Origin of the sequence: Methylobacterium frigidaeris, from assembly GCF_022179185.1 — a bacterium.
Classification (GTDB): Bacteria; Pseudomonadota; Alphaproteobacteria; order Rhizobiales; family Beijerinckiaceae; genus Methylobacterium; species Methylobacterium frigidaeris.
On the sequence record NZ_BPQJ01000003.1, the window covers coordinates 316,509 to 342,336 of the forward strand.

19 protein-coding genes and 1 pseudogene are annotated in these 25,828 nt (G+C 70.5%); 7 read left to right on the forward strand and 13 right to left on the reverse strand.

Going from position 1 to position 25,828, the window contains the following annotated elements:
• Nucleotides 1-56 precede the first annotated feature (56 nt).
• Nucleotides 57-1,169: a catalase family peroxidase gene (locus MFF64_RS05035; protein ID WP_238189881.1), complete on the forward strand. Its 1,113-nt coding sequence runs from the start codon at nt 57-59 to the stop codon at nt 1,167-1,169.
• Nucleotides 1,166-1,720, forward strand: coding sequence for a cytochrome b (locus MFF64_RS05040; RefSeq protein WP_238189883.1), 555 nt, complete (start codon nt 1,166-1,168; stop codon nt 1,718-1,720). Before MFF64_RS05035 ends, MFF64_RS05040 begins: the two co-directional genes overlap by 4 nt.
• A gap of 48 nt (nt 1,721-1,768) precedes the next feature.
• Here the strand turns inward: MFF64_RS05040 and MFF64_RS05045 are convergent, their stop codons facing one another.
• The 10 genes and pseudogenes from MFF64_RS05045 to MFF64_RS05090 form a co-directional block, all read right to left on the reverse strand.
• Nucleotides 1,769-4,069, reverse strand: a complete 2,301-nt coding sequence (locus tag MFF64_RS05045) for an FdhF/YdeP family oxidoreductase (RefSeq protein WP_238189885.1) — start codon at nt 4,067-4,069, stop codon at nt 1,769-1,771.
• 36 nt (nt 4,070-4,105) lie between these two features.
• On the reverse strand, nt 4,106-5,350 hold the full coding sequence (locus MFF64_RS05050; RefSeq protein WP_238189887.1) for a cupin domain-containing protein: 1,245 nt from the start codon (nt 5,348-5,350) through the stop codon (nt 4,106-4,108).
• Nucleotides 5,351-5,435: 85 nt separating this feature from the next.
• Nucleotides 5,436-6,242 (reverse strand): acetoacetate decarboxylase family protein, encoded by an 807-nt coding sequence (locus MFF64_RS05055; RefSeq protein ID WP_238189890.1) that lies wholly within the window; start codon nt 6,240-6,242, stop codon nt 5,436-5,438.
• A gap of 134 nt (nt 6,243-6,376) precedes the next feature.
• Entirely contained in the window at nt 6,377-7,411 is a 1,035-nt protein-coding gene (locus tag MFF64_RS05060) for an HlyD family secretion protein (RefSeq protein ID WP_238189893.1), read from the reverse strand.
• The gene (locus MFF64_RS05065) at nt 7,378-7,785 is read right to left on the reverse strand and encodes an FUSC family protein (protein ID WP_165795601.1); all 408 of its coding nucleotides are present in this window, start codon (nt 7,783-7,785) and stop codon (nt 7,378-7,380) included. Before MFF64_RS05065 ends, MFF64_RS05060 begins: the two co-directional genes overlap by 34 nt.
• 54 nt (nt 7,786-7,839) lie before the next feature.
• Nucleotides 7,840-8,832, reverse strand: a complete 993-nt coding sequence (gene cydB, locus MFF64_RS05070; protein ID WP_238189896.1) for a cytochrome d ubiquinol oxidase subunit II — start codon at nt 8,830-8,832, stop codon at nt 7,840-7,842.
• Complete coding sequence (locus MFF64_RS05075; protein ID WP_238189898.1) at nt 8,829-10,229, reverse strand: cytochrome ubiquinol oxidase subunit I; 1,401 nt, start codon at nt 10,227-10,229, stop codon at nt 8,829-8,831. The genes cydB and MFF64_RS05075 overlap by 4 nt, the downstream gene beginning before the upstream one ends.
• Nucleotides 10,230-10,294: 65 nt before the next feature.
• Nucleotides 10,295-12,031 carry a ubiquinone-dependent pyruvate dehydrogenase gene (poxB, locus tag MFF64_RS05080; RefSeq protein ID WP_099905718.1) on the reverse strand — a complete coding sequence of 579 codons (1,737 nt, stop codon included), beginning with the start codon at nt 12,029-12,031 and terminating at the stop codon, nt 10,295-10,297.
• A gap of 239 nt (nt 12,032-12,270) precedes the next feature.
• A pseudogene (locus MFF64_RS05085) lies at nt 12,271-12,397 on the reverse strand (IS5/IS1182 family transposase); the annotation flags it as partial.
• A gap of 76 nt (nt 12,398-12,473) precedes the next feature.
• Nucleotides 12,474-13,412 carry a pirin family protein gene (locus MFF64_RS05090; RefSeq protein ID WP_099905720.1) on the reverse strand — a complete coding sequence of 313 codons (939 nt, stop codon included), beginning with the start codon at nt 13,410-13,412 and terminating at the stop codon, nt 12,474-12,476.
• A gap of 226 nt (nt 13,413-13,638) precedes the next feature.
• On the opposite strand from MFF64_RS05090, the gene MFF64_RS05095 reads away from it, so the two are divergent.
• Nucleotides 13,639-13,935, forward strand: a complete 297-nt coding sequence (locus MFF64_RS05095) for a hypothetical protein (RefSeq protein WP_099905722.1) — start codon at nt 13,639-13,641, stop codon at nt 13,933-13,935.
• Nucleotides 13,936-14,003: 68 nt separating this feature from the next.
• Entirely contained in the window at nt 14,004-17,132 is a 3,129-nt protein-coding gene (locus MFF64_RS05100) for a S41 family peptidase (RefSeq protein WP_238189908.1), read from the forward strand.
• 141 nt (nt 17,133-17,273) lie between these two features.
• Here the strand turns inward: MFF64_RS05100 and MFF64_RS05105 are convergent, their stop codons facing one another.
• Entirely contained in the window at nt 17,274-19,460 is a 2,187-nt protein-coding gene (locus MFF64_RS05105; RefSeq protein ID WP_238189910.1) for a primosomal protein N', read from the reverse strand.
• Between the two features lie 57 nt (nt 19,461-19,517).
• Complete coding sequence (locus tag MFF64_RS05110; RefSeq protein WP_099898932.1) at nt 19,518-19,901, reverse strand: DUF2293 domain-containing protein; 384 nt, start codon at nt 19,899-19,901, stop codon at nt 19,518-19,520.
• A 166-nt stretch (nt 19,902-20,067) separates the two neighbouring features.
• On the opposite strand from MFF64_RS05110, the gene MFF64_RS05115 reads away from it, so the two are divergent.
• Complete coding sequence (locus MFF64_RS05115) at nt 20,068-21,411, forward strand: Nramp family divalent metal transporter (RefSeq protein WP_099898934.1); 1,344 nt, start codon at nt 20,068-20,070, stop codon at nt 21,409-21,411.
• Here the strand turns inward: MFF64_RS05115 and MFF64_RS05120 are convergent.
• The gene (locus tag MFF64_RS05120) at nt 21,401-22,012 is read right to left on the reverse strand and encodes a CatB-related O-acetyltransferase (RefSeq protein ID WP_099898953.1); all 612 of its coding nucleotides are present in this window, start codon (nt 22,010-22,012) and stop codon (nt 21,401-21,403) included. The genes MFF64_RS05115 and MFF64_RS05120 overlap by 11 nt on opposite strands.
• Nucleotides 22,013-22,096: 84 nt before the next feature.
• On the opposite strand from MFF64_RS05120, the gene MFF64_RS05125 reads away from it, so the two are divergent.
• Nucleotides 22,097-24,430 carry an NADP-dependent malic enzyme gene (locus tag MFF64_RS05125; RefSeq protein ID WP_099898936.1) on the forward strand — a complete coding sequence of 778 codons (2,334 nt, stop codon included), beginning with the start codon at nt 22,097-22,099 and terminating at the stop codon, nt 24,428-24,430.
• Nucleotides 24,431-24,896: 466 nt separating this feature from the next.
• Complete coding sequence (locus MFF64_RS05130; RefSeq protein WP_099898956.1) at nt 24,897-25,502, forward strand: nucleotidyltransferase domain-containing protein; 606 nt, start codon at nt 24,897-24,899, stop codon at nt 25,500-25,502.
• Nucleotides 25,503-25,828: the final 326 nt, after the last annotated feature.

Genomic DNA, 25,828 nt, shown 5'->3' on the forward strand with positions numbered 1-25,828 from the left:
CGGAAGGCGTCCGACCCGGAGCCACCGCGTTCTCGCGACCAACCACCGAGGTTGTCATGACCCTGCTGACCGACCTGACTGGAGCGCCGCCCGGCATGACGGGGCGCACCCTTCTCATGCGCCTCTCCGCCATCGGGGCGGTGCTCGCCGGAACCGCCGGCACCTTCGCCTATGCGGGCGGCTGGCTCTCGCCGGGCACCCTGACCCCGGCGCGCGTGATCGACCGCTTGGAGGAGGTGAACGGACGCCATCCCGGTTTCCGGCGCAACCACGCCAAGGGCCTGTGCGTCGAGGGCCGCTTCGCGGCGAGCGGCGCGGGCGCGCGGCTCTCGAAGGCGGGCGTGTTCGCGGGCGGCCGGGTGACGCCGGTCGAAGGCCGCGTGGCTCTGGCGGGCGGCCAGCCCTACGCGGCGGATGCGGAGACGACGGTGCGCAGCCTCGCCCTGCGCTTCCGGCTGCCGGACGGCGAGGAGTGGCGCACGGGCATGAACGACATCCCGGTCTTCCCGGTGCGCACGCCCGAGGCCTTCACCGCGCAGCTCCTCGCCGCGAGGCCCGACCCGGCGACCGGCAAGCCCGATCCCCAGCGGCTGCACGCCTTCTTCGCGGCGCATCCGGAGAGCGCCGCGGCGGCGGCCCTGATCAAGGCGCGCAGGATCACCGCGGGCTTCGCCGACAGCACCTACTGGAGCCTCAACGCCTTCCGGTTCGTGGCGGCCGACGGCCGCGCCACGCCGGTGCGCTTCGCCTACCTGCCCGAGGGCCCGGCAGCCCCGGCGCGTGGCGCGCAGGAGGCGGGCCCCGACAAGAACGTCCTGTTCGACGATCTCGTGGCCACCCTGCGGCGTGAACCGCTGCGCTGGCGCCTCGTCCTGACGCTCGGCCGGCCGGGCGACCCCACCGACGACGCGACGATGCCCTGGCCGGCGGATCGCGAGACCGTCGATGCCGGCACGCTCACGCTCACCGGCGCGGCGCCCGAGGCCGCGGGCAATTGCCGGGACATCAACTTCGACCCGCTCGTCCTGCCCGACGGCATCGCGCCGTCCGACGATCCGCTGCTGAGCGCCCGCTCGGCCGCCTATTCCCAATCCTTCACCCGCCGCGCCGGCGAGGCGAAATCGCCCTCGGCCGTCACCGTCACGCCGATCCACGGAGCCGCCCTGTGACGAGACCGCCCCGCTTCACCCTGCCGGCGCGCCTGCTCCACTGGAGCATGGCGGTCCTGATCCTCGCCATGCTGCTGATCGGCGCCGCGATGGTGACGTCGCTCGGCGACTACCACGCGCTGATCGCGCTGCACCGTCCCCTCGGGATCCTGATCCTGGCGCTCGCGCTCCTGCGGCTCGCCTATCGCCGGAGCCATGCGCCGCCGCCCCTGCCCGCGGACCTGCCTCTCTGGCAGCGGCGCGCCGCGCACGCCTCGCACGTCGCGCTCTACGGGCTGATGCTCGCCCTGCCCCTCGTCGGCTGGGCCATGCTCTCGGCGGCGCGCTACCCCGTGGCGCTCGTCGGCCCGCTGGTGCTGCCGCCGATCCTGCCGGGCAGCCCGATGCTCTATGCGGGCCTGAGACTCCTCCACACCGTGCTCGCCTACGCACTGTTCGGTGTCATCCTGGCCCATCTCGGAGCGGCCCTGATGCACGGACTGATCCGCCGGGACGGGGTATTCGCCAGCATGGCGCCGTGGCGCCCGCGCGCCGAGCGGCCGAGAGCCTGATGATACGGGACCCGGGGCCCCGCCGCGGGCGGGGCTCCGAGCCTGGAATCATCGCCCGGCCATCGGCACGATGCGGACCGGGATCGCCTTCGAGGATGGCGTCCCGCTCTGCGGGTCGCGGGCGTAGAGCGGTACGAGCGGGTTCGTCTCGGGATAGTAGGCGCCGCAGCAGCCCTCGGGGATCCGGTAGGGCACGACCCTGAATCCCTCGACCCGGCGCAGCACGCCGTCCGTCGAGACCGTCTCGAGGGCGACCGTGGCGCCGATGCCGAGCCCGCGCCGCTTCATCTCCTCGGGGCTGAGGAAGACCACCATGCGCTGGTTGAACACGCCGCGGTAGCGGTCCGAGAGCGAGTAGAGCGTGGTGTTGTACTGGTCGTGGCTGCGCAGGGTCGTGAGCTGCAGCACGCCCTCCTCCGCCACCGGCGGATCCTCGCCGAGCCCCGGATAGGCGGAGAACTGCGCCCGTCCGCTCGGCGTCGCCCAGATGCGCTCGCGGGCGAGAGAGGTCAGGTGGAAGCCGCCGGGCTCGCGGATCCGGGCGTTGTAGCCCTGGAAGATCGGAAAGACCCGCTCGATCGCCTCGCGGATGCGGTCGTAATCCGCGACCAGCTCCTCCCACGGGATGGCGGGCCGATCGCCCAAAGTCGCGCGGGCGAGCCCGGCGACGATCGCCGGCTCGCTCCGGAGGTGTTCCGAGGCCGGCGCGTTGCGGCCGGCCGAGGCGTGCACCATCGACATCGAATCCTCGACGGTGATCGCCTGCGGGCCGGCCGCCCGCTCGTCGATCTCCGAGCGGGCGAGGCAGGGCAGGATGAAGGCCTCGCGCCCGTGCACGAGGTGGCCGCGGTTGAGCTTCGTCGAGATCTGCACCGTGAGAGCGAGGTTTCGCGTCGCCGCCTGGGTCACCGGCGTGTCGGGTGCCGCCGCCGCGAAGTTGCCGCCGAGCCCGATGAACACCCGCGCCTCTCCGGCGATCATCGCCTCGATCGCCCGCACCACGTCGTGGCCGTGGGCCCGCGGCGGCGCGAAGCCGAACACCGCGCCGAGCCGGTCGAGGAACTCGGGCGCCGGCTTCTCGGTGATGCCGACGGTGCGGTCGCCCTGGACGTTCGAATGGCCGCGCACCGGGCAGACGCCCGCGCCCGGCCGGCCGACATTGCCGCGCAGGAGCGCGAGGTCGGTGAGGAGGCGGACGTTCTCGGTGCCGCGGCGGTGCTGGGTGAGACCCATGCCGTAGACCAGGATCGCGGCCTTGGCCTCGCGGTAGACCTTCGCCGCCGCCTCGATCTCGGACCGGGGCAGGCCGGAGGCGTGCGCGATCGCGTCCCAGGGCGTGGCGCGGATGTCGGCCGCCATCGCCTCGAAGCCCGTCGTGTGGCCGCGGATGAAGTCCCAGTCGAGGACCGGCGCGAGATCCGCCGCCCGCGCCGCGTCGTCGGCCTCCAGGCAGCTCTTGATCAGGCCCTTGAGCACGGCCGCATCGCCGCCGACCCGGACCTGGAGGTAGAGCGAGGAGATCGGCGTCGCCGAGAGCGTCGCCATCTCGAGCGGGTTCTGGGGCGCCTGGAAGCGCTCCAGCGCCCGCTCGCGCAAGGGGTTCACGCTGACGATCGCGGCACCCCGCCGGGCCGCCGCCCGCAGGGAGGTCAGCATGCGGGGAGAGTTGGTGCCCGGATTCTGGCCGAAGATGAAGATCGCGTCGGCGTGGTCGAAATCCTCGAGCAGCACCGTCGCCTTGCCGACGCCGAGGCTCTGCGGCAGGCCGACGCTCGTCGCCTCGTGGCACATGTTCGAGCAATCGGGAAAATTGTTGGTGCCGTAGGCACGCGCGAAGAGCTGGTAGAGGAAGGCGGCCTCGTTCGAGGCCCGGCCCGAGGTGTAGAACTCGACCCGGTTCGGGTCGTCCTGCGCCCGCAGGACCGCGCCGATGCGCCCGAACGCTTCCTCCCACGAGACCGGGACGTAGCGGTCGGTCGCGGGATCGTAGGCCATCGGGTGCGTGAGCCGGCCCAGCATCTCGAGGTCGTAATCGCTCCAGCCCGCGAGCTCGGAGACGGTGTGGGCGGCGAGCACCTCGGGCGAGCAGCGTTTCTCGGTCGCCTCCCAGGCCACCGCCTTGGCGCCATTCTCGCAGAACTCGAAGGCGCTGGTGTGGTCCGGATCGGGCCAGGCGCAGCCGGGGCAGTCGAACCCGGTTGGCTGGTTCATGTGGAGCAGGGTGGCCCCACCCCGGGCGAGGATGCCCTGCCCAGCGAGCGCCCTGGCGGTGGCGGCGAGCGCGCCCCAGCCGCCGGCCGGCTGGGCGTAGGGGTGGATGCGGGGATTGCCCGTCGGGAGCTTGGCCATCGTCGGTCTCCTCGTCACAGTGTCGTGGGCAAGGGATCAGGCCGGCACCAGGCCGGGCCGATCCTTGCTCATGCGGGCGAGCAGGGCGGGATCGATGTTGAGGTGCTGGGCGACCAGCTCCGGCGGCGTGTGGGTCAGCCAGTCGGACAGGCTGATCTCCTGGTACTGCGCCGTCTTGAACACCGCGAGGAAGATCAGGTCGGTCGTGCCGGTGTTCTTGACGTAGTGGCCGTTGCTCTTCTTGACGTAGCCGAGGTCACCGGCGCGGAAGTCGGCGGTCTGTGCGCGCGGGCCGGCGCCGAAGACGGTCATGCGGCCCTCGCCCTGGACGTAGTACTGCCACTCGTCGGCGTTGGGGTGCCAGTGCATCTCGCGCATCGCCCCCGGCTTGATGACCTCGATCGCCGCCGCGATGGTCTTCGACGCCTTGAAGGTCCGGCTGTCGGCCATCTGCAGGCGGCCGGAGCGGTTCTCCCGAACCGGCACCGTGCGGTCGAGCGAGAAGGTGACGGGCTCGGGCGGCGTGCCGGCCGAGGCGACCTGCACCTGGTCGGCGGCGAGCGGGCCGGGCGCGCGGCCCTGGAAGATCCACAGGTCGTCGAGCGGGATCGACCGGAAGGCCTCGGCCGGCAGCCCGAAATTGAGCGCGAGGTCCTCCGGCGGCGTGTGGGCGAGCCAGTCGGTGACGAGCAGCGTGCCGAACTCGGACTGGTTGCCGTCGTCGAAGACGATCAGGAACTCGCAGCCCTCCGGCCCGAGGCCCTGGAGCGAGTGGGGCATCCCGGCCGGGAAGTACCAGAGGTCGCCCTTGGCCACGTCCTGGACCGAGGCGTGGCCCTCCGCGTCGAGGTAGGTGATGCGGCAGCGCCCGGCGGTCATGTAGGCCCACTCGGCCGCGAGGTGCCAGTGCATCTCCCGGATGCCACCGGCGGAGAGCCGCATGTTGACGCCCGACACCGCGGTCGAGATCGGGAAGTCGGCCTGCGTGACCTGCCGCGCCCAGCCGCCGGACTGGATCCGCCGGTGCGCCGTGTTGAACGACGACCAGAAGGTCTGCATGTCCCCGACATCGGTGGCGGGTGGGTTCTGGGCGGCGGGGAATTGCGCCGCCAGGGGCGGGCTCTGCGGTCCCGGATCGGCGAGTGCGCCGGGGCTCGCGTTGAGGGCGCCCTGGGGCGGACGGTCGGGATTGCCGAACTCCGCCGCGCGGGCGGAGGTCGCGGCCGCGAGGCTGCCGGTGGCGGCCAGCGCGAGCATGCCGCGGCGGGACAGGGCATCCATGGGTCGGGTCTCCTGGAGGGGCGATCCTGCGAGGCGGCAGCGATCGGTGCGGGGGAGGATGGCGGGACGGCCGGCCCGGCAGGGCTCAGCGCCGGCGCGCGTCGTCGTTCAGGATCCGCAGGTCGGTCACCGAATAGGCCATCCCGAACCGGTACCCGCGGCCGACGCGCCGGGGCGCGAGGCGGTGCATGTCCTCGCCCTGGACCTCGGGGATCCGCAGTTCCGCCGAGCCGGCCCAGACATCGACGATCCTGAGGTCGTCGGTGAGCGAGAGCGTGAGCTCGTCGACGGCGGGAAGGCCCTGCCGGTCGGCCGCGAGTTGCGGGAAGTAGCGCCGCATCGTCGTTGGGCGGTTGAAGACCGTCCTCGGGTCGGCGACCGTCTCCTTGAGCTGGAGGCGCGCCGTGGCGAGACGCTCGCCATGCGCGGCGAGGCTCGCCCCGAAGCGGCTCCCCACCGAGAGCGGTGCCGCCGCCGGGCTCGGCGCGGAGAAGCTGCGGGTCTGGAAGACGCTGCCGAGCTTCTTCGGGTAGCCTTGCGCCCAGCCGCGCGCCATGGCGGCGTCGTTGTCGACGAAGATGTAGGGACAGTAGTTCACCGGCTGGCCGCCATGCACGGCTTCGACCAGGACGAAGGCCTCGCGATACTGGTATCGTGCCGGATCCGTCAGCTCGTCGTTCGAGCCAGTGAACTGCCAGTCGAGGAACCAGAAGAACGCTCGCCCCTGCGATCCCTCGTCGGGGGCGAGGCCGGGCGGCAGCAAAGCCGCGACCGCGTCGGGGTCCGTCCAGTACTCGATCGCGATGCAATCGCTGGAGTAATGCCACGGCGGCGAGCCAGCCAGAGCGGATTCCCCCTGAGGGGTGAGGGGCACGCTGAATCCCTTGAGCATCGACTTTCATCCCTGAGAGAGTGTCGGATGGTCTCGGAGTTTCATGTCGCTTGCGCGCCGACCCTGGCTGCCGTCAGATCCTGTTGCAGTCAGGCCCTCGACGCCGGAGATGCAGAAGCATGCTCCGGACGGCCTCAATCTCTCGCGAGAACATCGTGACATTTGCGATGCCGATGAAAATATTGCTCCGGATCGAGGCGGTCCATCAAACCGCTGGACATCGCGAGCATGCTTTCGCCTGGTGAACCGAAACCTTCGTATAGAAGCAGGCCTCCCGCCGTTCTCGCCACGCGGCCGCCCGGGATTGGGCGCGGGACACGACAGCGCATGCCGGTGGCGGGAAGCGACGTCGCCCGGATCACTGGCGCGATGTCGCGAGTCCGCAACGGCCAGCGCCGCGCCGGTCCGATCGAGCATGCCCGCGGCCCGGCCGCGGGTCGCGGGTTCGCTGCCGCGATGCGCTTCCGAGGCGTTTGGACCGTCCAGCCACCGCTCATCCGGAGGACCAGCTCCGTGATCGGGTCAGCCCCGCCGGTTTCCGCGCCGGGTCCGGTCAGGATCTGGACACGCGATCCTTCGCACCGGCGCCGCGGTGCGGCGGCTCGACCCGCACGGTGGCCGTCATTCCCGCCGCGACGTCGAGGCCCGCCGGCCAGGCGTCGACGTCGATGCGCACCGGAATTCGCTGGGCGAGGCGGACCCAGGTGAAGACGGGGTTCACCGCCGGCAGGCCCGGCCACGCCCGGAGCGGCGTTCGGATCGGTGATGCCGCGCCCGAGGCTGCCCACCCGCCCCTTGAGCGGCGTGCCGGGATAGCCGAGCAGCGTCACCGTGGCGGGATCACCCACCCGCACGCGCTCGAGCTGCGTCTCCTCGAAATACGCCGTGACCCGGAAGCTGTCGGCGTCGATCAGCCTCATCGCGGCCTGTCCGACGGTGGCGCAGGTGCCGGACTGCAGCAGCAGGTTCGTGACGGTGCCGTTGACCGGCGAACGGACCTCGACGCGCTCCAGATTGAGCCGCGCCTTGGCCAAGTCGGCGACGGTGCCGTCGTAGGTCGCCTTCAGGGCATCGGCGTTGCTCTGATACCCTCGCGCCTTCGCATCGCCGTGTCGATGCGACGGCGACCGGCGCATCAGCGCCTGCGCCCGTTCGGGCTTGCCTGGCACCGTCGAACACGTCCGTTCGAAGGCGCGGCGGTATGATAGGTCTCCTTCTCCTCGATGGTGAGGGCGAGGTCGCTCAGCTGGTTTCGCCGCACCGCCTCGGCGACGCTGTTGCGCCACTGCGCCCGAGCGCGCTCCACGGCCGCCTCGGCCTGCTGCACGGCGATGACGTCGTCGCGCTCGTCGATCCGGAACAGCATAGCGCCCTTGCGCTTCGCCTCGCCCCGCGTCCGCAGGGCGGTCGCCATCACGGTCCAGGCGGCCCAGCGGGGGGTGTCGAGCTGGAACCACATCGCGAGCCAGAGCGCCGCGAGTGCCGCGAGCGCAGCCCGAAGGCGAGCGGCCGCGGATCGTGCAGCCGCAGGGCTGCCGGCCAACCTGGGAGACCCGGTGCGGCTGCGGGGAGGTCCGGTGCGGGCATGGCGGCGGCCTCACTCGTACTCGGCCTCGCCCGCGACCTTGCCGCGGAAGATGAAGTAGACCGCGGCGGTGTAGGCGAGGGTGAGAGGAAAGACGAAGAGGCCGGCGCCCCAGAACAGGAAGCGAAGCGAGCTCTCCGGCGCCGCCGCCTCCGCAATGGTGATCGAGAACGGCACCATGTAAGGGAGGAAGGAGGCCGCGAGCGTCCCGAACGCCGCCAGGAACACGACGGCCGCCATCGGGAACGGCAGGCGATCGTTCCGGACGGCGATCCCCCGGACCAGCCCGGCCAGTGCGCCGACCCCGAGGACCGGGAGCGCGACGAGGTACGGCCGCTCGAACCAGCGCCGCATCACCGGCAGGTCGATGAGCACAGCGTAGACGAAGGCGGCGGCGAGGAAGGCCAGCAGGCCGGCGAGCAGCCAGGGCAGCACGCGATAGGCGAAGTCCCGCACCTCGCCCTCGCTCTTGCCGATGAGCCAGCAGGCGCCGATCAGCGCGTAGCCGAGGCAGAGCCCGATGCCGCAGAGGAGCGCGAACGGGCTGAGCCAGCCCAGAGGCCCGCCGACGTAGCGGCCGTCCACGATCGGGAGCCCCTGCACGAGCGCCCCGACCATCGTGCCCTGCACGAGCGTCGCCACCACGGAGCCGGCGACGAAGCCGGCATCCCAGAGCGGACGGAAGCGGACCGTCTTGTAGCGGAACTCGAAAGCTACGCCGCGCAGGATCAGGCCGGCGAGCATCGCGATCACCGGCAGGTAGAAGGCGGAGAGGAGCGTCGCGTAGACGAGCGGGAAGGCCCCGAACAGCGTCGCCCCGGCGACGACGAGCCAGGTCTCGTTGCCGTCCCAGACCGGCGAGATCGCAGCCAGCATGCGCCGGCGGGCGGGCTCGCCGGGAGCGAGCGGGAACAGCAGGCCGACGCCGAGGTCGAAGCCGTCGAGCAGGACGTAGAGCAGGAGCGCGAGGGCGAGCGCGGCCGCCCAGAGGTCGACGAGGGTCATCGGGCGGTCTCCGTGGTCGTGCCCGCACCGGGGATCGAGAGGGGACGCTTCGGGTTGGTCGCCTGGCGACCGAGATCCGGCGTCGGGATCGGCCCGGCCTTGAGCAGCCGGTAGATGTAGAGGACGCCGAAGCTGAAGATGAGGAAGTAGACACTGCCGAAGATCGCCAGGCTGGTCGCGACCTGGGGCGTGGTCAGGAACGGCGTCACCGCGTCGGCGGTCCGGATCTCGCCGTAGACGGTCCAGGGCTGGCGGCCGACTTCCGCGGTGAACCAGCCGGTGATCGTCGCGACGAAGCCGAGCGGGAACGACAGGAACGTCGCCCAGAGCAGGATCCGCGCGCCGACGATCCGGTCGCTCAGGCTGAGCCACGAGCCGAGCCAGGCGATCGCCAGCATGACGAGGCCGCAGCCGACCATGACCCGGAAGGCCAGGAACGGGATCAGCACGGGAGGCCGGTCCTCCGGCCTGAAGCTCTTGAGTCCGACTTCCTTCGACGACAGGCTCATCGAGCCGATGAGGCTGCCGAGATACGGGACCGCGATCTGGAAGCGGTTGGACTCGGTCCGCTCGTCCGGCCAGGCGATGAGCACTTCCGAGGCGGGCTGCTCGTCGTGCCAGCGGCCCTCGATGGCGGCGAACTTCGCCGGCTGCAGGTCGTGGACGTAATCGCCGACGAGGTGGCCGAAGCCGATCTGGACTGGAACCAGGATCGCGGCGAGCCGCAGCGCCATGGTGAGCATGGCCCTCCCCTCCTGCACCGCGTGGCGCCGCAGCATGTACCAGGCACCCGTGGCAGCGATGCAGAAGGCCGAGGTGACGAAGGCCGCCAGCACCATGTGCGGGAAGCGGACCCACACGACGCGGTTGACGATGATGGCCGACCAGTCGGTCGGCACGAACACGCCGTCCGGCGTCTGCGCGAACCCGTTCGGGACCTGCATCCACGAATTGTTCACCATGATCCAGAACGACGACAGGCAGGTGCCCAAGCACACCATCAGGCAGGCAAGGAAATACACGGAGCGCGGCACCCGCTCGCGCCCGAACATCAGGACACCGAAGAACGCGGCCTCGAGGGCGAAGGCGGTGAAGCTCTCATAGCCGAGCAGCGGGCCCTGGATCGGCCCTGTGCGCCGCGACAGCTCGCTCCAGTTCGTGCCGAACTGGAACGCCATCACGATCCCCGACACGACGCCGAGGCCGAAGGCGACCGCGAAGATCTTGAGCCAGAAATCCGAGAGCCGCCGGTAGATCGGTCGGCCGGTCACGATCCCGCAGGCTTCGAGGAAGGTCAGCCAGGCGGCGAGCCCGATGGTGAAGGCCGGGAAGATGATGTGGAAGGTGATGGTGAAGGCGAACTGGATCCTCGACAGGATCAAGGGCGTCAGGTCCATGGCGGGCATCCCCGTGCGGCGAGAGGGGCGCCCCGCGGCGCGGGACGCGGGGGAGCGCGGCGTGCTCAGCGCGGCAGGAGGTTCTCGCGGGCGAGGTCGATCACCTCGTCGCCGCGCCCGTTGAGGACGGCGCGCATCAGCCAGAGGCTGAAGCCCTTGATCTCCTTGGCGTCGATGGTCGGCGGCATCGACAGCTCGTGCTTGGCCGTGACCACGTCGAGGAGAACCGGCCCGTCATGAGCGAGCATCTCGGCGACCGCGCCCGGCAGGTCGCCCGGATCCTCGACCCGGATCGCGTGGATGCCCATCGCGCGCGCCATCGCGGCGAAGTCGGGATTGACGAGGTCGGTCCCGGTCGTCAGGAAGCCGGACGCCTTCATCTCGAGCACGACGAAGCCGAGCGAGCCGTTGTTGTAGACGACGACCTTGACCGGCAGCTTCATCTGCGTCAGCGTGACGAGATCCCCCATGAGCATCGTGAAGCCGCCGTCGCCCGAGAGCGAGATCACCTGACGGCCGGGACAGGCGGCCTGCGCACCGATGGCGTGCGGCAGGGCATTCGCCATTGAGCCGTGGTTGAGCGAGCCCACGAGCCGGCGGCGGCCGTTCACCGTGATGTAGCGCGCCGCCCAGATCGTCGGCGTGCCCACGTCGAAGGTGAAGACCGCCTCGTCGCTGGCCGCGTCGCTGAGGACCTTGGTGAGGTATTGCGGGTGGATCGGCTTGCGCCCGGGCGTGCCCTTGGCCAGGTCGTCGAGCCCTTGCCTCGCCCGGCGGTACCGCGCGAGGGAATCGTCGAGATGCATCCGGTCCGCCTTGACCGCGAGCTTGGGCAGGAGCGCCGCGATCGTCGCGCCGACGTCGCCGACGAGGCCGAGATCGAGCTTCACCCGCCGGCCGATGTTCCCGGGGCGGATATCCACTTGAGCGATGCGGCACTGGCTCGGCAGGAACGGCTTGTAGGGGAAGTCGGTGCCGAGCATCAGCAGCACGTCGCAGGCGTGCATCGCCGCGTAGCCGGACGAGAAGCCGATGAAGCCGGTCATCCCGACGTCGTAGGGGTTGTCGTACTCGACGTATTCCTTGCCGCCATAGGCATGGACGATCGGGCTCTTGAGGGTCTCGGCGAGTTGCAGCAGCGGCGCGTGGGCGCCAGCGCAGCCCCGCCCGCAGAACAGCGTCACGCGCTCCGCCCCGTTCAGCAGCTCCGCCAGGGCATCGAGATCGCGGTCCCGGGGCACCACGACCGGGGCCGGCGGCAGCAGCCCCGCGCGTGGGGACGGCGCGCGGGCCGGCGCGGGCTCGAGCGCGATGTTGCCCGGGATCACCACCACGGCGACGCCGCGCTCGCCCACGGCCGCCCGGATCGCGCTCTCCATGATGGAGGGAAGTTGCGCCGGGTCGGAGACCAGCTCGCAATAGACGCTGCACTCCTTGAACAGGTTCTGCGGATGGGTCTCCTGGAAGTAGCTGCTGCCGATCTCCGAAGTCGGGATGTGGGCCGCGATGGCGAGCACCGGGGTCCGGGTGCGCTGCGCGTCGAACAGCCCGTTGATCAGGTGCAGGTTGCCCGGACCGCAGGAGCCGGCGCAGGCAGCGAGGTTACCGGTGATCTGCGACTCTCCGGCCGCCGCGAAGGCGCCCACCTCCTCGTTGCGGACGTGGACCCACTCCATCGTCTCGCGCCGGCGGATGGAATCGGTGAGGCCGTTGAGGCTGTCGCCCACGACTCCGTAGATCCGCACGACCCCGGCCTCCTCGAGGATATCGATCATCAGGTCGGCGACCGTCAGTCTAGCCATGATGTGTCTCCCAGGCGCGAGCTACTCCGGACTCCCGTTGCAGCTGGTGGCATGTCCGGAGAGTCGCTTGGACACGCCGGCCTGAGAGAAAGCTACGATCACTCCGTCCTCAAAACGATCAGCCGGGAGGAAGACCGGCACATGAGAAAGTCCGAACTGTTTAAACCTTGGTATGACGGCGGCGATGCACCGTCGCTGCGTGCGGGCCAGCCTCGCTCGCGTGTCCACCTGAGCCCCCGACGGATCGTCGCCGACCTCGCCCCCGACACCGCCCGCATGCGCGGCTTGCGCGTCGCGGATGCCCCCTGTCGGACCGGCCTCGCGCCCGATCCGCTCTCGATCCGCCAGGGTCAGGGCCTGAGCCAGGCATGGCCTGGGAAAGGGAGATGGGCGGTCGACCTCGACGGACGAGGCCCGGCGATCCCGGGCCCCGTTCCCGCGCTCACGGGTAGCGCACCGGCGGCGGGTCCTCGGGCAGGGGGATGAACTCGGCGTCGTTCGGGACCGTGTCGAACCGGCCCTGGCGCCAATCCTCCTTGGCCTGAGCGATCCGCTCGGGCCGCGAGGAGACGAAGTTCCACCAGAGATGCCGCGGACCGTCCATCGGCTCGCCGCCCAGCACCATGAAGCGGGAGGCCTCCGTCGCCCGTACGCTGATCCGGTCGCCGGGGCGGAAGACCAGGAGCTGGCCGGGGCCGAAGCCGTCGCCGGCGATCTCGATCGCGCCCGACACCGTGTAGATCGCGCGCTCGTCGTAGTCGGGGTCGAGCGGCAGGACGGCGCCCGCTTCGAGCGCCACGTCGGCATAGACCATCGGGGTCGAGGTCCGCACCGGCGAGCGCGCGCCGTAGGCCTCGCCGGCGATCAGCCGGACGGTCTTGCCCTCGGCCGAGACGATCGGCAGCGACGCGGCGTCGTAATGCTCGAAGGCCGGGGCGGTCTCCTCGTCCTGCGCCGACAGGGCGACCCAGCTCTGGAGGCCGAACAGCCGCGAGCCCGTCTGCCGCAGGGCGCTGCCGGTGCGCTCCGAATGGGTGATGCCGCGTCCGGCCGTCATCCAGTTCAGCTCGCCCGGGCGGATCGGCAGCTCGGTGCCGAGGCTGTCGCGGTGCATGATCTCGCCGTCGAACAGGTAGGTGACGGTCGAGAGGCCGATATGCGGATGGGGCCGCACATCCATCCCGGTACCGAGCAGGAATTCCGACGGGCCCATCTGGTCGAAGAAGATGAACGGACCGACCATCCGGCACTGGGTCGAGGGCAGCGCCCGCCGAACCGCGAAGGAGCCGAGATCGCGCGAGCGCGGCACGATCAGGGTCTGGATCGCGTCGCAGCTGAAGTGGTCGCCCGGGACCGGATCGTCGGCACTGTGCCAGCTCATCGCTCATGCTCCTTCTTGCTCTGCCCGACGGACCGTTTCGGGCCGGGCGCGTCCGAATAGCAAGAGCTTGAGGCCTAACATTCGGATTGAAAATGGAAACGATCGAAACACATCGTTTCACCCTACGCGATGATCCATGAGCCGCCGGACGGTCGGATTCGGCGCGCAAGCTTCGCGCAATCCAGTGGGCGCACCGTCCATGCCTGCTGGCAGGAGGTATTGAGCCATGCGCGACGACGCGCTGACGGAGGAGCAGGCGGCCGAGCGCCTGGCCCATCATCTCCTCAGGGAAGCCTATCGGGACCTCGCCTCGGTGCTGCTCAGCGCCAACGCCAAGGCGGCCGAGAGCCTGTTCTACGCCATCGAGAAGCGCACCGCGGATGCGCTCCGGGCGATCGTCGCGGACAGGAGCGAGGGGGCGGCCTCGACCCGCATCGCCCGCAAAGCCGGCGGCGAGCTCAACGCACTGTTCGAGAGCGCGCATGGACGCACCGGGAGCGCGGCGTCGCGGCGGGTGGCGTAAGCTCGACAGCACCGGGACCTTGCCTTACGCAAGAGGAGAACGACGGCACCAAGCTCCGACGGTCCGGCATGCGCAGGCTCCTGGTCATCGCGCTCTTCCTCCTGTGCACCGCGGAGGCCCGCGCCGCCGAGCCGCCGCTCTGGCTGCGCGAGCCGGCCCTGTCGCCCGATGGCAGCCGGATCGCCTTCCGCGTCCGGGGACGGATCTGGACCGTGCCCGCCGGCGGCGGCGAGGCGCGGGCGCTGACCCCCGCCGGCCTCCACGCCGAGACGCCGCTCTGGTCACCCGACGGGCGGAGCCTCGCCTTCGCCTCCGACCGTTCCGGCGCCCTCAACCTCTACAGCGCCCCGGCCGAGGGCGGCGCGGCCAAGCGCCTGACCTGGTACTCCCGCGACGAGCGGCCGATGAGCGTCACGCCGGACGGATGGGCGGCGCTGTTCGCGTCGTGGCGCCTCGGCGACGCGACCCGCACCTTCGCGCCGCCGGGCCTCTCCGAGCACGCGAGCCAGGTCTACGCCGTGCCGCTGGCAGGCGGGCGGGAGACCCTGGTGCTGCCCAACGCCGCCCTCGATGCGCGCTGGGACCCGGAGGGGCGGCGCCTTCTCTACACCAGCCCCAATGTCGAGCAGCGCTTCCGCCAGCACCAGGTCTCGCGGGCGGTGCGCCAGGTCTGGCTCTACGACGCCGCCACCGGCCGCCACGAGCGCCTGACCGACGGCACCCGCGAGAGCCGCGACGCGGTCTGGCTGCCTGGCGGCGAGATCGCCTATCTCGGCGAGGCCTCGGGCTCGCTCAACGTCTGGCGCCTGTCCCTGACGGACCGGGTGCCGCACCAGGTCACGCAATTCGAAGATGATGGGCCGGTGCGCTTCCTCTCCGCCTCCCGCGACGGCGACCTCGCCTTCGCGCGGGACGGGCAGATCTACCGCCTGCGCCGGGGCACGGCCCTTCCGGAACCCGTGCCGGTCACGGTCGCGGAGGCGACCTTCCCCGACGAGGTGCCGGCCCGCATCTCCGACTTCACCGATCTCGCGCCGTCGCCGAGCGGCCACGAGGTCGCCCTGGTGTCCCTGGGCGAGATCTATGTCGCCTCGCGGGACGGGAAGTCGGTCAAGCGGATCACCCGCACGGCGGGCGAGGAGCGCGGCCCCGCCTTCTCGCCCGACGGACGCCGCCTCGTCTACGCGGCCGAGCGCGACGGGCATTGGGGCCTCTACGAGGCGAGGCCGGCGCACGCCGACGAGCGGGGCTTCGCCCAGGCGACCCACCTGGTCGAGCGGGCGCTGCCGACCCCACCGGGCGACGCGTTCCTGCCGACCTGGTCGCCGGACGGGCGCCACCTCGCCTATATCCACGACCGCGGCGCGGTCCACGTCCTCGACCCGGCGACCGGCACCGACCGGGAGGTAGTGCCGCCGGGCCTGTTCTATCCCTATCGCGACGCGTCCTGGTGGCTGTCCTGGTCACCCGACGGGCGTTGGCTGGCGCTGCCGGTCCAGCTCGACCGGGGCTTCACCCACAACGTCGCGGTGGTGCCGGCGGACGGCTCGCGGCCGCCCCGGCGGGTGGCGCCGGCGGGCGAGGGCCAGAGCGAGGCGCAGTGGAGCCCGGATGGCGGGATGCTGATCTGGCGCAGCGAGCCGGAGGACCTGCACTCCGCCTCGGGCGCCACCGAGCCGCAGATCTTCGATCCCGAGGGGCTCGAGGACCGGGAGCACCGGCTGTCGCAAGGCCATGTCGACGTCGTTCAGGCCGTCCTGATGCGCGACGGGGTGAGCCTGCTCGTCGTCGAGCAGAGCGAGCGGCCGAAGGGCGAGGGCTACGCCGTCACCGGGACGCTGCGCGACCTGCGCCAGGGCACGCGCCGCACGCTCTTCTCGGACCTGCCCTGCCGTCGCTTCTCCCCGGTGCGGCTGAGCCGCGACCAGCGCACCCTGTCGTTCCTCTCCGCGAACGGCTTCACCGAGGTCGACCTGACCAAGGGCACGTCGCGCCACGTCCGGGTCGAGGCGGAGGCCGGCCACGACCCCGCAGCGCGCCTCGCGGCGGGCTTCGACCAGTCCTGGCGCCTGACGCGGGCGAAGTTCCTCGATCCCGGCATGCACGGGGTCGATTGGGAGGCGGTGCGGTCCCGCTACGCCCGCTTCCTGCCGGCCCTGGCCGATGCCCGCGATCTCGCCGAGCTCCTGTCCGAGATGGCGGGCGAGCTCGACGCCTCGCATACCCGTGCCGTCTTAGGCCCGGGCGTGCCGCCGGGCGAGGAGACCGCCTCCCTCGGCCTCTTCTACGACGAGACCTATCCCGGCCCCGGCATGCGCGTGGCGGCGATCCTGCCCGCCGGTCCCTTCGACGCCGGCGACACGCAGCTCGCCCCCGGCGACGTGATCACGGCGATCGACGGCGAGGCTGTGCCGGAGGAGGGCGGCCTCCGCCGATTGCTGCGCGGCGCGAAGGACCGGCGGATCGAGGTGGCCTTCGCCAAGCCGGACGGGACGGAGCGGCGCGAGCGGCGCGTGCCGGTGAGCCTGGAGCGCGAGCGCGACCTTGCCTTCGAGCGCTGGCGGCGTCAGCGCCGGGACGCGGTCGCGGCCCGCTCCTGCGGCCGCCTCGGCTACGTCCACGTGCGGGCGATGAACGCCGCCTCCTACCGCGGCACCTTCGCGGAGGTGTTCGGCCGCTTCGGCCGGGCCGAGGGGCTGGTGGTCGACGTGCGCTTCAACGGCGGCGGCAACCTGCACAACCAGTTGCTCACCATGCTGTCCGGCCGCCCCTACCTGACCTTCGCGCCCCGCTCCGGCCCGGTCCAGAACGACCCGCGCGACCGCTGGAGCCGCCCCTCCGCGGTGCTGATGAATGGCGCGAGCTATTCCGACGCCTCGATCTTCCCGCAGGGCTACCACGACCTCGGCATCGGCCCGCTGATCGGCGAGCCGGTGGCCGGCACCGGCACCTTCGTCTGGTGGGTGTCCTCGCCGATCGTGCCGCGCCTCACCTACGGGTTGCCGCAGGTCGCCCTCTACCGCACCGACGGCAGCCGGCTCGAGAACACCGACGTGCTGCCGGACCTCGCGGTCCCGGCCGATCCCGCCGCCTGGGCCGAGGGCCGCGACCCGCAGCTCGACGCGGCGGTGGATCGGCTGCTCGGCGGGACGGGTGGAGCGTGCCAGCCGGCGAGTGCCGAAGCCGCGCCACGGTGATCCGATCGAACCGCACTTCGCGCCTGCCCGACGGGGCGACACTCTTCGCGTCACCCCGGGTTCCGATCCGCGGCCCCGGGATGACGCGGAGAGGTGTGAACGTGATCTGAGATCCTGCGCCGTTGTATGGGAGCAAAAGCCCTACAAGAAGCTCTGCGGATCGACATCGATCCCGACCCTCAGATTCCCCCGGACTTTGGGCCCGCGGGCGAGCCAGTCGCGCAGGTAGCTCTGGAGGTCGATCTCGCGCTCGGTCTTGACCAGGAGGCGGAAGCGGTACCGGCCGCGCACCAGCGCCAGCGGCGCCTCGGCGGGGCCGAGCACCATCACGCCGGGCGGCGGCTCGGCGACGCGGGCGAGCGCGCGGCCATGAGCCTCGGCGGCCTCGCGGTCGGTGCAGGAGATCACGAGCGCCGCGAGGCGTCCGAAGGGCGGAAGGCCGGCGACCTCCCGGGCCGCCGTCTCCTCGGAATAGAACCGCTCCGCGTCGCCGGAGATGAGCGCGGCGATCACCGGATGCTCGGGCTGGTAGGTCTGGACCAGCGCCCGGCCCGGCTTCTCGCCGCGGCCGGCGCGGCCGGTGACCTGCTGGAGCAGCTGGAAGGTGCGCTCGGCGGCGCGGGGATCACCGGAGGTGAGACCGATATCGGCATCCAGGACGCCGACGAGGGTCAGGTGCGGGAAGTTGTGGCCCTTGGCGACGAGCTGGGTGCCGACGACGATGTCGCAGCCGCCCTCGGCCACGGTCTGGAGTTCGGCCCGGAGCCGCTCGGCCCCGCCGGGAAAGTCGCTCGACAGGACGATCACCCGCTTGTCCGGGAAGGTGGCGGCGACCTCCTCGGCGATGCGCTCAACGCCCGGACCACAGGCGGTCAGGTTGTCGAAGGTGCCGCACTCGGTGCAGGCCTCGGGGCGCCGCTCGGCATGGCCGCAATGATGGCAAACCAGCGCCCGGCGGAAGCGGTGCTCGACGAGCCAGGTCGAGCAGTTCGGGCATTGGTAGCGGTGGCCGCAGGCCCGGCACAGGGTGAGGGGGGCGTAGCCGCGGCGGTTGAGGAAGAGCAGAGCCTGCTCGCCGCGCGCGTTGGTCTCGGCGATGGCCGAGACGAGGCTCGGCGAGAGGTAGCGCCCGCGCGGCACCTTCTCAGCTCTCATGTCGATCGCGCGGATCTCCGGCAGACGCCGTCCGCCGAAGCGCTCGGGCATCACCACCCGGCGGTAGCGGCCGCGCTCGGCGTTCACCCGGGTCTCGATCGCCGGCGTGGCCGAGGCCAGCACCACGGCGGCGTTCTCGAGCTTGCCGCGCACCACCGCCATGTCGCGGGCGTGGTAGCAGACGCCGTCATCCTGCTTGTAGGCGCCCTCGTGCTCCTCGTCGACGACGATCAGGCCGAGCCGGCGGAACGGCAGGAACAGGGCCGAGCGGGCGCCCACCACCACCTGCACCTCGCCCGAGGCGACGCCGGCCCGGATGCGCTCGCGCCGGCGCCCGCCGACCCCGGAATGCCAGGCGGCGGGCCGCACGCCGAAGCGCTTGGCGAAGCGGTCGAGGAACTGCGCGGTGAGCGCGATCTCCGGCATCAGCACCAGGGATTGCACGCCCCGGCGCAGGGCCTCGGCCACGACCTCGAAATACACCTCCGTCTTGCCCGATCCGGTCACGCCTTCGAGCAGCGTCACGCCGCCCTCCCCCGCGGGTCCCCCGCCGGGAGGCGGCGCGGTGAGCGTGGCGATCAGGGCGCGGGCCGCCTCGGCCTGGGGCTCGGAGAGGGCGTCGTGCGGATGGTCGGGATCGGGCGGCTCGGCGACCCGCTCGGGGGCCAGCGCCACGGTTTCGAGCACCCCGTCGTCGATGAGCCCATCCACGACGCCGGCGCTGACCCCGGCCTCCAGGCTGAGCGCCCGCTTGCCCCGCACCACGCCGTCGGCCGCCACCGCCACCACCTTGGCCCGCGCCGGGGTCATCCGGCTCGGCGGCATCCCGGTCGCCCGCACGCCGATCCGGGCGGTCTCGGTGCGGCTCTCCTCCGGCAGGCGGAGCGCCATGGCGAGCGCCGAGCCCTTCGGCGCCAGGGTGTAGCGGGCGATCCACTCGACGAGGCGGCGGAGCGCCGGGCTCAAGGCCTCGACGCCGATCCGCCCGCTGACCCGGCGCAGGTTCGAGCCGGCGCCGTCGCGCAGGGACCACACCACCCCCACGGTCTCCCGCGGCCCGAGCGGCACCTGCACCACGTCGCCCTCCGCGAGGGTGAGTTCGGGCGGCACGGCGTAGCTGTAGGCCTGGTCGAGGGCGAGCGGGATCAGGACGTCGGCGATCGGGGCGGTCATCGGGCTTTGCAGTCGGGCGGCGCAGTCGGGCAGCGTTGCCCGTTCATATAGGAACGGTCACGCCGGCTCGCCCCCGGGAGCCTCCGATCCTGGCGCCTCCGCCTCGGGCTCGTCCTCGCCGATCCGCCGCCGCACGCCCCACTCGGCCAGCACGGCGTTGAGGTCGTCGAGGATGAAGTGGCGCGCGCTGTCCTGGTCGTAGCCGTCCTCCAGGAGGGAATCGTACTCGGTGAAGACGTGGCGGGCGTAAGCCACCATGCCGAGCCAGGCGGCGGTCTCGGGCGCGGCGCCGCGCAGGCCGGTGCTCGCCAGCGCCCGGTCGACGATCGCTTCCGCCTCGAATTCCGGCACCCGGGGCGCGAGGCGGGAGAGCGCCGCCTCCACCGCCTCGCGGCGCGTGGGGAGCGCGCGGCGGGGCGCGGGATCGGGGCGGCGGGTCATCGGCGTCCTTCGCGGGGGCGGTTGGGCGACCCTGCCGGACCGGACCGGTCCTGTCACCCCTGGGCTCACGAGCACGGAGGCCGAGAAGCGCGGCGGCTGCGCTTTGCCGCGAACCGGGGAAGGCTCGGCAAGTTAGGCCCTCGGATCTCAGATACTCCGAGGGAGCATGTCAGAACTCAAATCCCGCTCCTGCTCCCGGGCCGACGCCGAGCATCCAGCCACGTCTGGCCTCCACGATCCCCAGGGCGAGCCCCGAAAGAAGCCCGGCCTCCTGCGCCTCGTCGGCGGCGGGGTCATCACCGGGGCGGCGGACGATGACCCATCGGCGATCGGCACCTATGCCAGCGCCGGAGCGAAGTTCGGCCTCGGCTTCCTGTGGATCGCCCCGGTCCTGCTGCCGATGATGATCGTGGTGGTCTACGTCTCGGCCAAGCTCGGCCAGGTCTACGGCAAGGGCTTGTTCGCGGCCGTGCGCGACCGCTACCCGCGCTGGGTTCTCTACCCGGTCGTGCTCGGCGCATTCCTGGGCAACGTCATCGAGGCAGCGGCCAATCTCGGCGGCATCGGGGCCGCCCTCAACCTGCTGGTGCCGCTGCCGGTGCCGGTGATCGTCACCGCCGCCGCCGCGGTGATCCTGGCCTTCCAGATCCTCGGCTCCTACGCGCTCCTGCGCCGCCTCTTCCGCTGGCTGGCGCTGGCCTTGTTCGCCTACGTCGCCGCCGCGATCCTGGCTCGGCCCGATCCGGCGGAGGTCCTGTATCGCACCTTGGTGCCGAGCCTGACCCTCGACAGCGACGCGCTGGCGATGATCGTCGCCTGCATCGGCACCTCGCTCTCGGCCTACATCTACACCTGGCAGTCGAACCAGGAGGTCGAGGAGGAGATCGGCCAGGGCCGCCATACGCTGCGCCAGCGCAAGGGCGCCACGGATGCCGAGTTGCAGCGCACCCGGCGCGAGGTGATCACCGGCATGCTGTTCTCGAACCTGATCCTCTACTTCATCATCCTGTCGACCGGCGCGACCCTGCACCCGGCGGGCCAGACCGCGATCGACAGCGCCGCGCAGGCGGCCTCGGCGCTCGAACCGCTCGCCGGCTCCGGTGCCAAGGTGTTGTTCGCCCTCGGCGTCGTCGGCGTCGGCTTCCTGGCGGTGCCGGTGATGACGACGGGCGCCGCCTACGATCTCGTCCAGGGACTCGGCCGCAAGGGGAGCCTGCACGCCAAGCCGCGCGAGGCGAAGCTCTTCTACGGCACCATCGCGGCGGTGACGGTGGTGGCGGTGGGGCTGAACTTCCTCGGCTTCAACCCGATGCGGGCGCTGGTCTGGTCCGGGGTGGTGCAGGGCTTCTCGGTGCCCCCGCTCCTCCTCCTGATGATGCTGATGACCAACGACCGAAAGATGATGGGCGAGCGGGTCAACGGCCGGCTCGTGAATGTCCTCGGCTGGGCGACGGTGGCGGTGACCTTCGCGGCGACGACCTGCCTCGTCGCCAGCTGGATCATCGGCTGACCGGCTCCCCTCCCCTCAGGGCCCGCAGCAGGGCGTCCGCCTCGCCGCTCTGGAGCAGCGGCACCAGGGTCCGCACCCGCTCCGGCGGCAGGTCCCACCAGGCGGTCTCGACGAGGGCGGCCACGGTCTCCGGCGGGAAGCGATGGCGGATCACCCGGGCCGGGTTGCCGGCGACGATGGCGTAAGCCGGCACGTCGCGGGTGACGACGGCGCGGGCCGCCACCACGGCGCCGGGGCCGACCGTGACGCCCGACAGGATCAGGCAGCCGGAGCCGAGCCAGACGTCGGCGCCGATCGCCACGTCGCCCCGGGTGGCGTGGTAGCCGTCCGGCGCGTCGAGGTCCGGCCACAGGCCCCGCATCGCCGCGAACGGATAGGTCGAGACCCAGTCGGTACGGTGGTTGCCGCCGAGCAGGATCTCGACCTTGTCGGCGATCGAGCAATAGGGGCCGATCGACAGTCGCGCGCCGGATTCGGGAAAGCGGATCTTCGGCCTGCCGTAGGAGTAGGGGCCGATCCGGAAGCCGTGGCGGGCGACGAGCTTGGCGAGATGCAGGCGGGTCTCGTTGTGAGGGTTGCGCCCCTGCCGCAGGCGGTGCAGGAAACCCTTCACCCGCGGGCACCGTCGTGAGCCACGGGTGGGACGGCGGGCCCGACCTTTCGGGCGATCCGGGGAGAGAGCGCGGTGAGCAGCAACATTTCGGACGATCTGAAGAGTGGCGCGCTGTTCTATCACCGTCATCCGAGACCCGGGAAGCTGGAGATCCAGCCGACCAAGCCGCTCGGCAACCAGCGCGACCTCGCGCTCGCCTACTCACCGGGCGTCGCCGCCGCCTGCGAGGCGATCGCCGCCGATCCGGAGGAAGCCGCGACCCTGACGGCGCGCCAGAACCTCGTCGCGGTGGTCTCGAACGGCACCGCGGTGCTCGGCCTCGGCGATATCGGACCACTGGCGTCCAAACCCGTGATGGAGGGCAAGGCGGTCCTGTTCAAGAAGTTCGCCGGCATCGACGTCTTCGACATCGAGCTCAACGAGAAGAACGTCGACAAGCTCGTCGACGTCGTGGCGGCCCTGGAGCCGACCTTCGGCGGCATCAACCTTGAAGACATCAAGGCGCCGGAATGCTTCGAGGTCGAGGAGCGCTGCCGGGCCCGGATGAACATCCCGGTCTTCCATGACGACCAGCACGGCACCGCGATCATCGTGGCGGCGGCCGTGCTCAACGGCCTCGAATTCGCCGGCAAGAACATCGCCGACGTCAAGATCGTCACCTCCGGGGCCGGCGCCGCCGCGCTCGCCTGCCTCAACCAGCTCGTCTCCCTCGGGGCACGACGCGAAAACATCGTCGTCACCGACATCGAGGGCGTGGTCTATCGCGGCCGTGAGAAGCTCATGGACCGCTGGAAGTCGGTCTACGCCCAGGACACCCAGGCCCGCACGCTCGCCGAGGTCATCCCGGGGGCGGACGTGTTCCTCGGCCTCTCGGCCGGCGGCGTGCTGAAGCCCGAGATGCTGGAGCGGATGGCCGAGAAGCCACTGATCATGGCGCTCGCCAACCCCTATCCGGAGATCATGCCGAACCTCGCCGAGGAGAAGCGGCCGGACGCGATGATCTGCACCGGGCGGTCGGACTTTCCGAATCAGGTCAACAACGTCCTGTGCTTCCCCTACATCTTCCGGGGGGCGCTCGATGTCGGCGCGACCACGATCAACGAGGAGATGAAGGCGGCAGCCGTGAAGGCGATCGCGGGGCTTGCCCGCGAGACCCCGTCCGACGTCGTCGCCCGGGCCTATGGCGGCGAGGCGCGGCCCTTCGGCCCGCACTCCCTGATCCCGAGCCCGTTCGACCCGCGGCTGATCCTGCGCATCGCCCCGGCCGTCGCGCAGGCGGCGATGGATTCCGGCGTCGCCAAGCGGCCCCTGCCGGACGTGCAGGCCTATGCCGAGTCCCTCGACCGGTTCGTGCACCGCTCCGGCTTCATCATGAAGCCGGTCTTTACCGCGGCGAAGCAGGATCCCCGCCGGGTCGTCTACGCCGAGGGCGAGGACGAGCGGGTGCTGCGCGCCGTCCAGGCGATCGTCGAGGAGGGGCTGGCGAAGCCCATCCTGATCGGCCGCCCGAACGTGATCGAGACCCGCCTGAAGCGCTTCGGCCTCGCCATCCAGCCGGGCCGCGACTTCGAGCTGATCAACCCCGACGACGATCCGCGCTACCGCACCTACGTCCAGACCTACCTGGACCTGGCCGGGCGGCGCGGCATCACGCCGGACGGAGCCCGCACCCTCGTGCGCACCAACAACGCGGTGATCGGCGCGCTCGCCGTGCGCCGCGGCGAGGCCGACGCGCTGATCTGCGGCCTGGAAGGACGCTTCGAGAGCAAGCTGCGGGTGATCCGCGACATCATCGGGCTCGCTCCCGGCGCCCGGGACTTCGCGGCGCTCAGCCTGATCGTGACCTCGAAGGGCGCCTACTTCCTGGCCGACACCCACGTGCGGCCCGATCCGAGCGCCGAGGAGATCGCCGACGTCGCCATCGCCTGCGGCGACACCGCCCGCCGCTTCGGCCTGTCGCCGAAGATCGCGCTGGTCAGCCACGCCGATTTCGGCTCGTTCGACACCACATCCTCACGGAAGATGCGCCAGGCCCTGAGCCTGCTGCGCGAGCGCGCACCCGATCTCGAGGTCGACGGCGAGATGGCGGCCGACACGGCCCTGTCGCAGGCGATCCGCGACAAGGTGCTGCCGGGCTCGCGCCTCAAGGGCGAGGCCAACGTGCTGATCATGCCGAACCTCGACGCGGCGAACATCGCGTTCCAGTTCTCGAAGATGCTCGCCGATGCGCTGCCGGTGGGTCCGCTGCTGCTCGGGCCGGCGAAGCCCGCCCACATCCTCACCCCGTCGGTGACGGCCCGCGGCATCGTCAACATCACGGCCGCGGCCGTGGTCGAGGCGCAGGGGCGCACCGTCGCGGAGGCGGACAATACGGCGGAGGCGGGCACGCCGTTGATGTCGGCGTAATTTCTGGAATGAGGCGTCCCAGCGAGAGGATCACCGGGGCGTCATAGTCGACAAAGACATATCCACGTGAAGCGCGGTTCTCTCTCCCTCGCGGGAGAGAGAACTGCGATGTCCGGGGTTTGGGCCTAAACCCAATCAGCCTGATTATAGTATTATACCGCCGCACCTTCGAACGGACGCGTTCGAAGGTGTCAGGCAAGCCCGAACGGGCGCCGGCGCTGATGCGCCGCTCGCCTTCGCATCGACACGTCGATGCGAAGGCGCGAGGGTATCAGCCCGCTCTCGACCCTTGACGACCTTCGGAAGGCCCGCTTTTCGTCAGACTGACCGACAATGAGCCACGGCTCGAACGAGTAAAGTCTTCCGTTTCGTCGCCAAATGTTGCGCCCATGAAACAGGCCTTCCGTTGGCGTCGCTACGGAAGTTAAGGCTTCGTTATTCACAGATGCTCCCTACGGGTATTTCGATGCAGCCTCTCGATGACGAAGCTTGGGATGCATGGTCTCCCCACGAACTCGGCCATCGTCTCCGAGAAGCAGTCCTCCCATGGTACGTCGCAGGCGGATGGGCTCTGGACGTTTGGCATGGCAGGCAAACGCGTGAGCACGAAGACTTGGAGTTTGCTGTCATTCGCAATGACGCAGATCATTTCCGCGCCATTTTAAATGAGCTAGATTTTTTTACCGTCAAAAATGGAACAATCGAATATTTGCACCCGTCAGCTGACCTACCAAGCGATGTCTGGCAGCTTTGGGGCGGAGACATGCGGCAGGGTTGCTGGCGCGTGGACATGATGATGGAGCCAGGAACACGAGACTTATGGATTTATAAGCACGATCAGACAATACAGATGGCACGACCCGATGCTGTTCGCGTGGGCACAACAGGCATTCCATACCTTGCGCCGATAAACGTCATGTTGTTCAAAGCCAAACACCGCAGAGAAAAAGATCAGATAGACTTCGATCTTTCTCGGTCGAAATTTTCTTTTGATGAGAAGAGGCGACTGGCTATCTGGCTGGACAAATTGCATCCTGGACATGAGTGGATTGCAAATTTACAAGTCAGTTGACGGTATTAAAATAGTACATATTACAGTCGACATTTAATATTGATAATCATCCCGTTTCTAGGTGCTACGCTCCAACTCAGGCGTCGCAATCGAGCTAGTTTTTCTCATAGAGTGACGTCTGCCACAACGCCCTCTTCTGTGCATCGAGGCCAGGAAAGGTGAAATCCCGGATTGCGGCGCAGGCGGAACCGCCGCTTGAGAGCGGTTAGTCGACTTCCGCATCCACCCTGGGCAGTCGTTCGCGTGGTCAAGCAGATTGAGTTTGGGCCCCTCTCATACCCTCGCGCCTTCGCATCGACGCGTCGATGCGAAGGCGACCGGCGCAT

Coding starts and splice junctions, on each gene's coding strand:
- MFF64_RS05035 (WP_238189881.1), top strand. CDS start 57: ATGACCCTGCTGACCGACCTGACTGGAGCGCCGCCCGGCATGACGGGG.
- MFF64_RS05045 (WP_238189885.1), bottom strand. CDS start 4,069: ATGGCCAAGCTCCCGACGGGCAATCCCCGCATCCACCCCTACGCCCAG.
- MFF64_RS05115 (WP_099898934.1), top strand. CDS start 20,068: ATGTCAGAACTCAAATCCCGCTCCTGCTCCCGGGCCGACGCCGAGCAT.
- MFF64_RS05110 (WP_099898932.1), bottom strand. CDS start 19,901: ATGACCCGCCGCCCCGATCCCGCGCCCCGCCGCGCGCTCCCCACGCGC.
- MFF64_RS05105 (WP_238189910.1), bottom strand. CDS start 19,460: ATGACCGCCCCGATCGCCGACGTCCTGATCCCGCTCGCCCTCGACCAG.
- MFF64_RS05055 (WP_238189890.1), bottom strand. CDS start 6,242: ATGCTCAAGGGATTCAGCGTGCCCCTCACCCCTCAGGGGGAATCCGCT.
- MFF64_RS05100 (WP_238189908.1), top strand. CDS start 14,004: ATGCGCAGGCTCCTGGTCATCGCGCTCTTCCTCCTGTGCACCGCGGAG.
- MFF64_RS05050 (WP_238189887.1), bottom strand. CDS start 5,350: ATGGATGCCCTGTCCCGCCGCGGCATGCTCGCGCTGGCCGCCACCGGC.
- MFF64_RS05095 (WP_099905722.1), top strand. CDS start 13,639: ATGCGCGACGACGCGCTGACGGAGGAGCAGGCGGCCGAGCGCCTGGCC.
- MFF64_RS05090 (WP_099905720.1), bottom strand. CDS start 13,412: ATGAGCTGGCACAGTGCCGACGATCCGGTCCCGGGCGACCACTTCAGC.
- MFF64_RS05075 (WP_238189898.1), bottom strand. CDS start 10,229: ATGGACCTGACGCCCTTGATCCTGTCGAGGATCCAGTTCGCCTTCACC.
- cydB (WP_238189896.1), bottom strand. CDS start 8,832: ATGACCCTCGTCGACCTCTGGGCGGCCGCGCTCGCCCTCGCGCTCCTG.
- poxB (WP_099905718.1), bottom strand. CDS start 12,031: ATGGCTAGACTGACGGTCGCCGACCTGATGATCGATATCCTCGAGGAG.
- MFF64_RS05130 (WP_099898956.1), top strand. CDS start 24,897: ATGCAGCCTCTCGATGACGAAGCTTGGGATGCATGGTCTCCCCACGAA.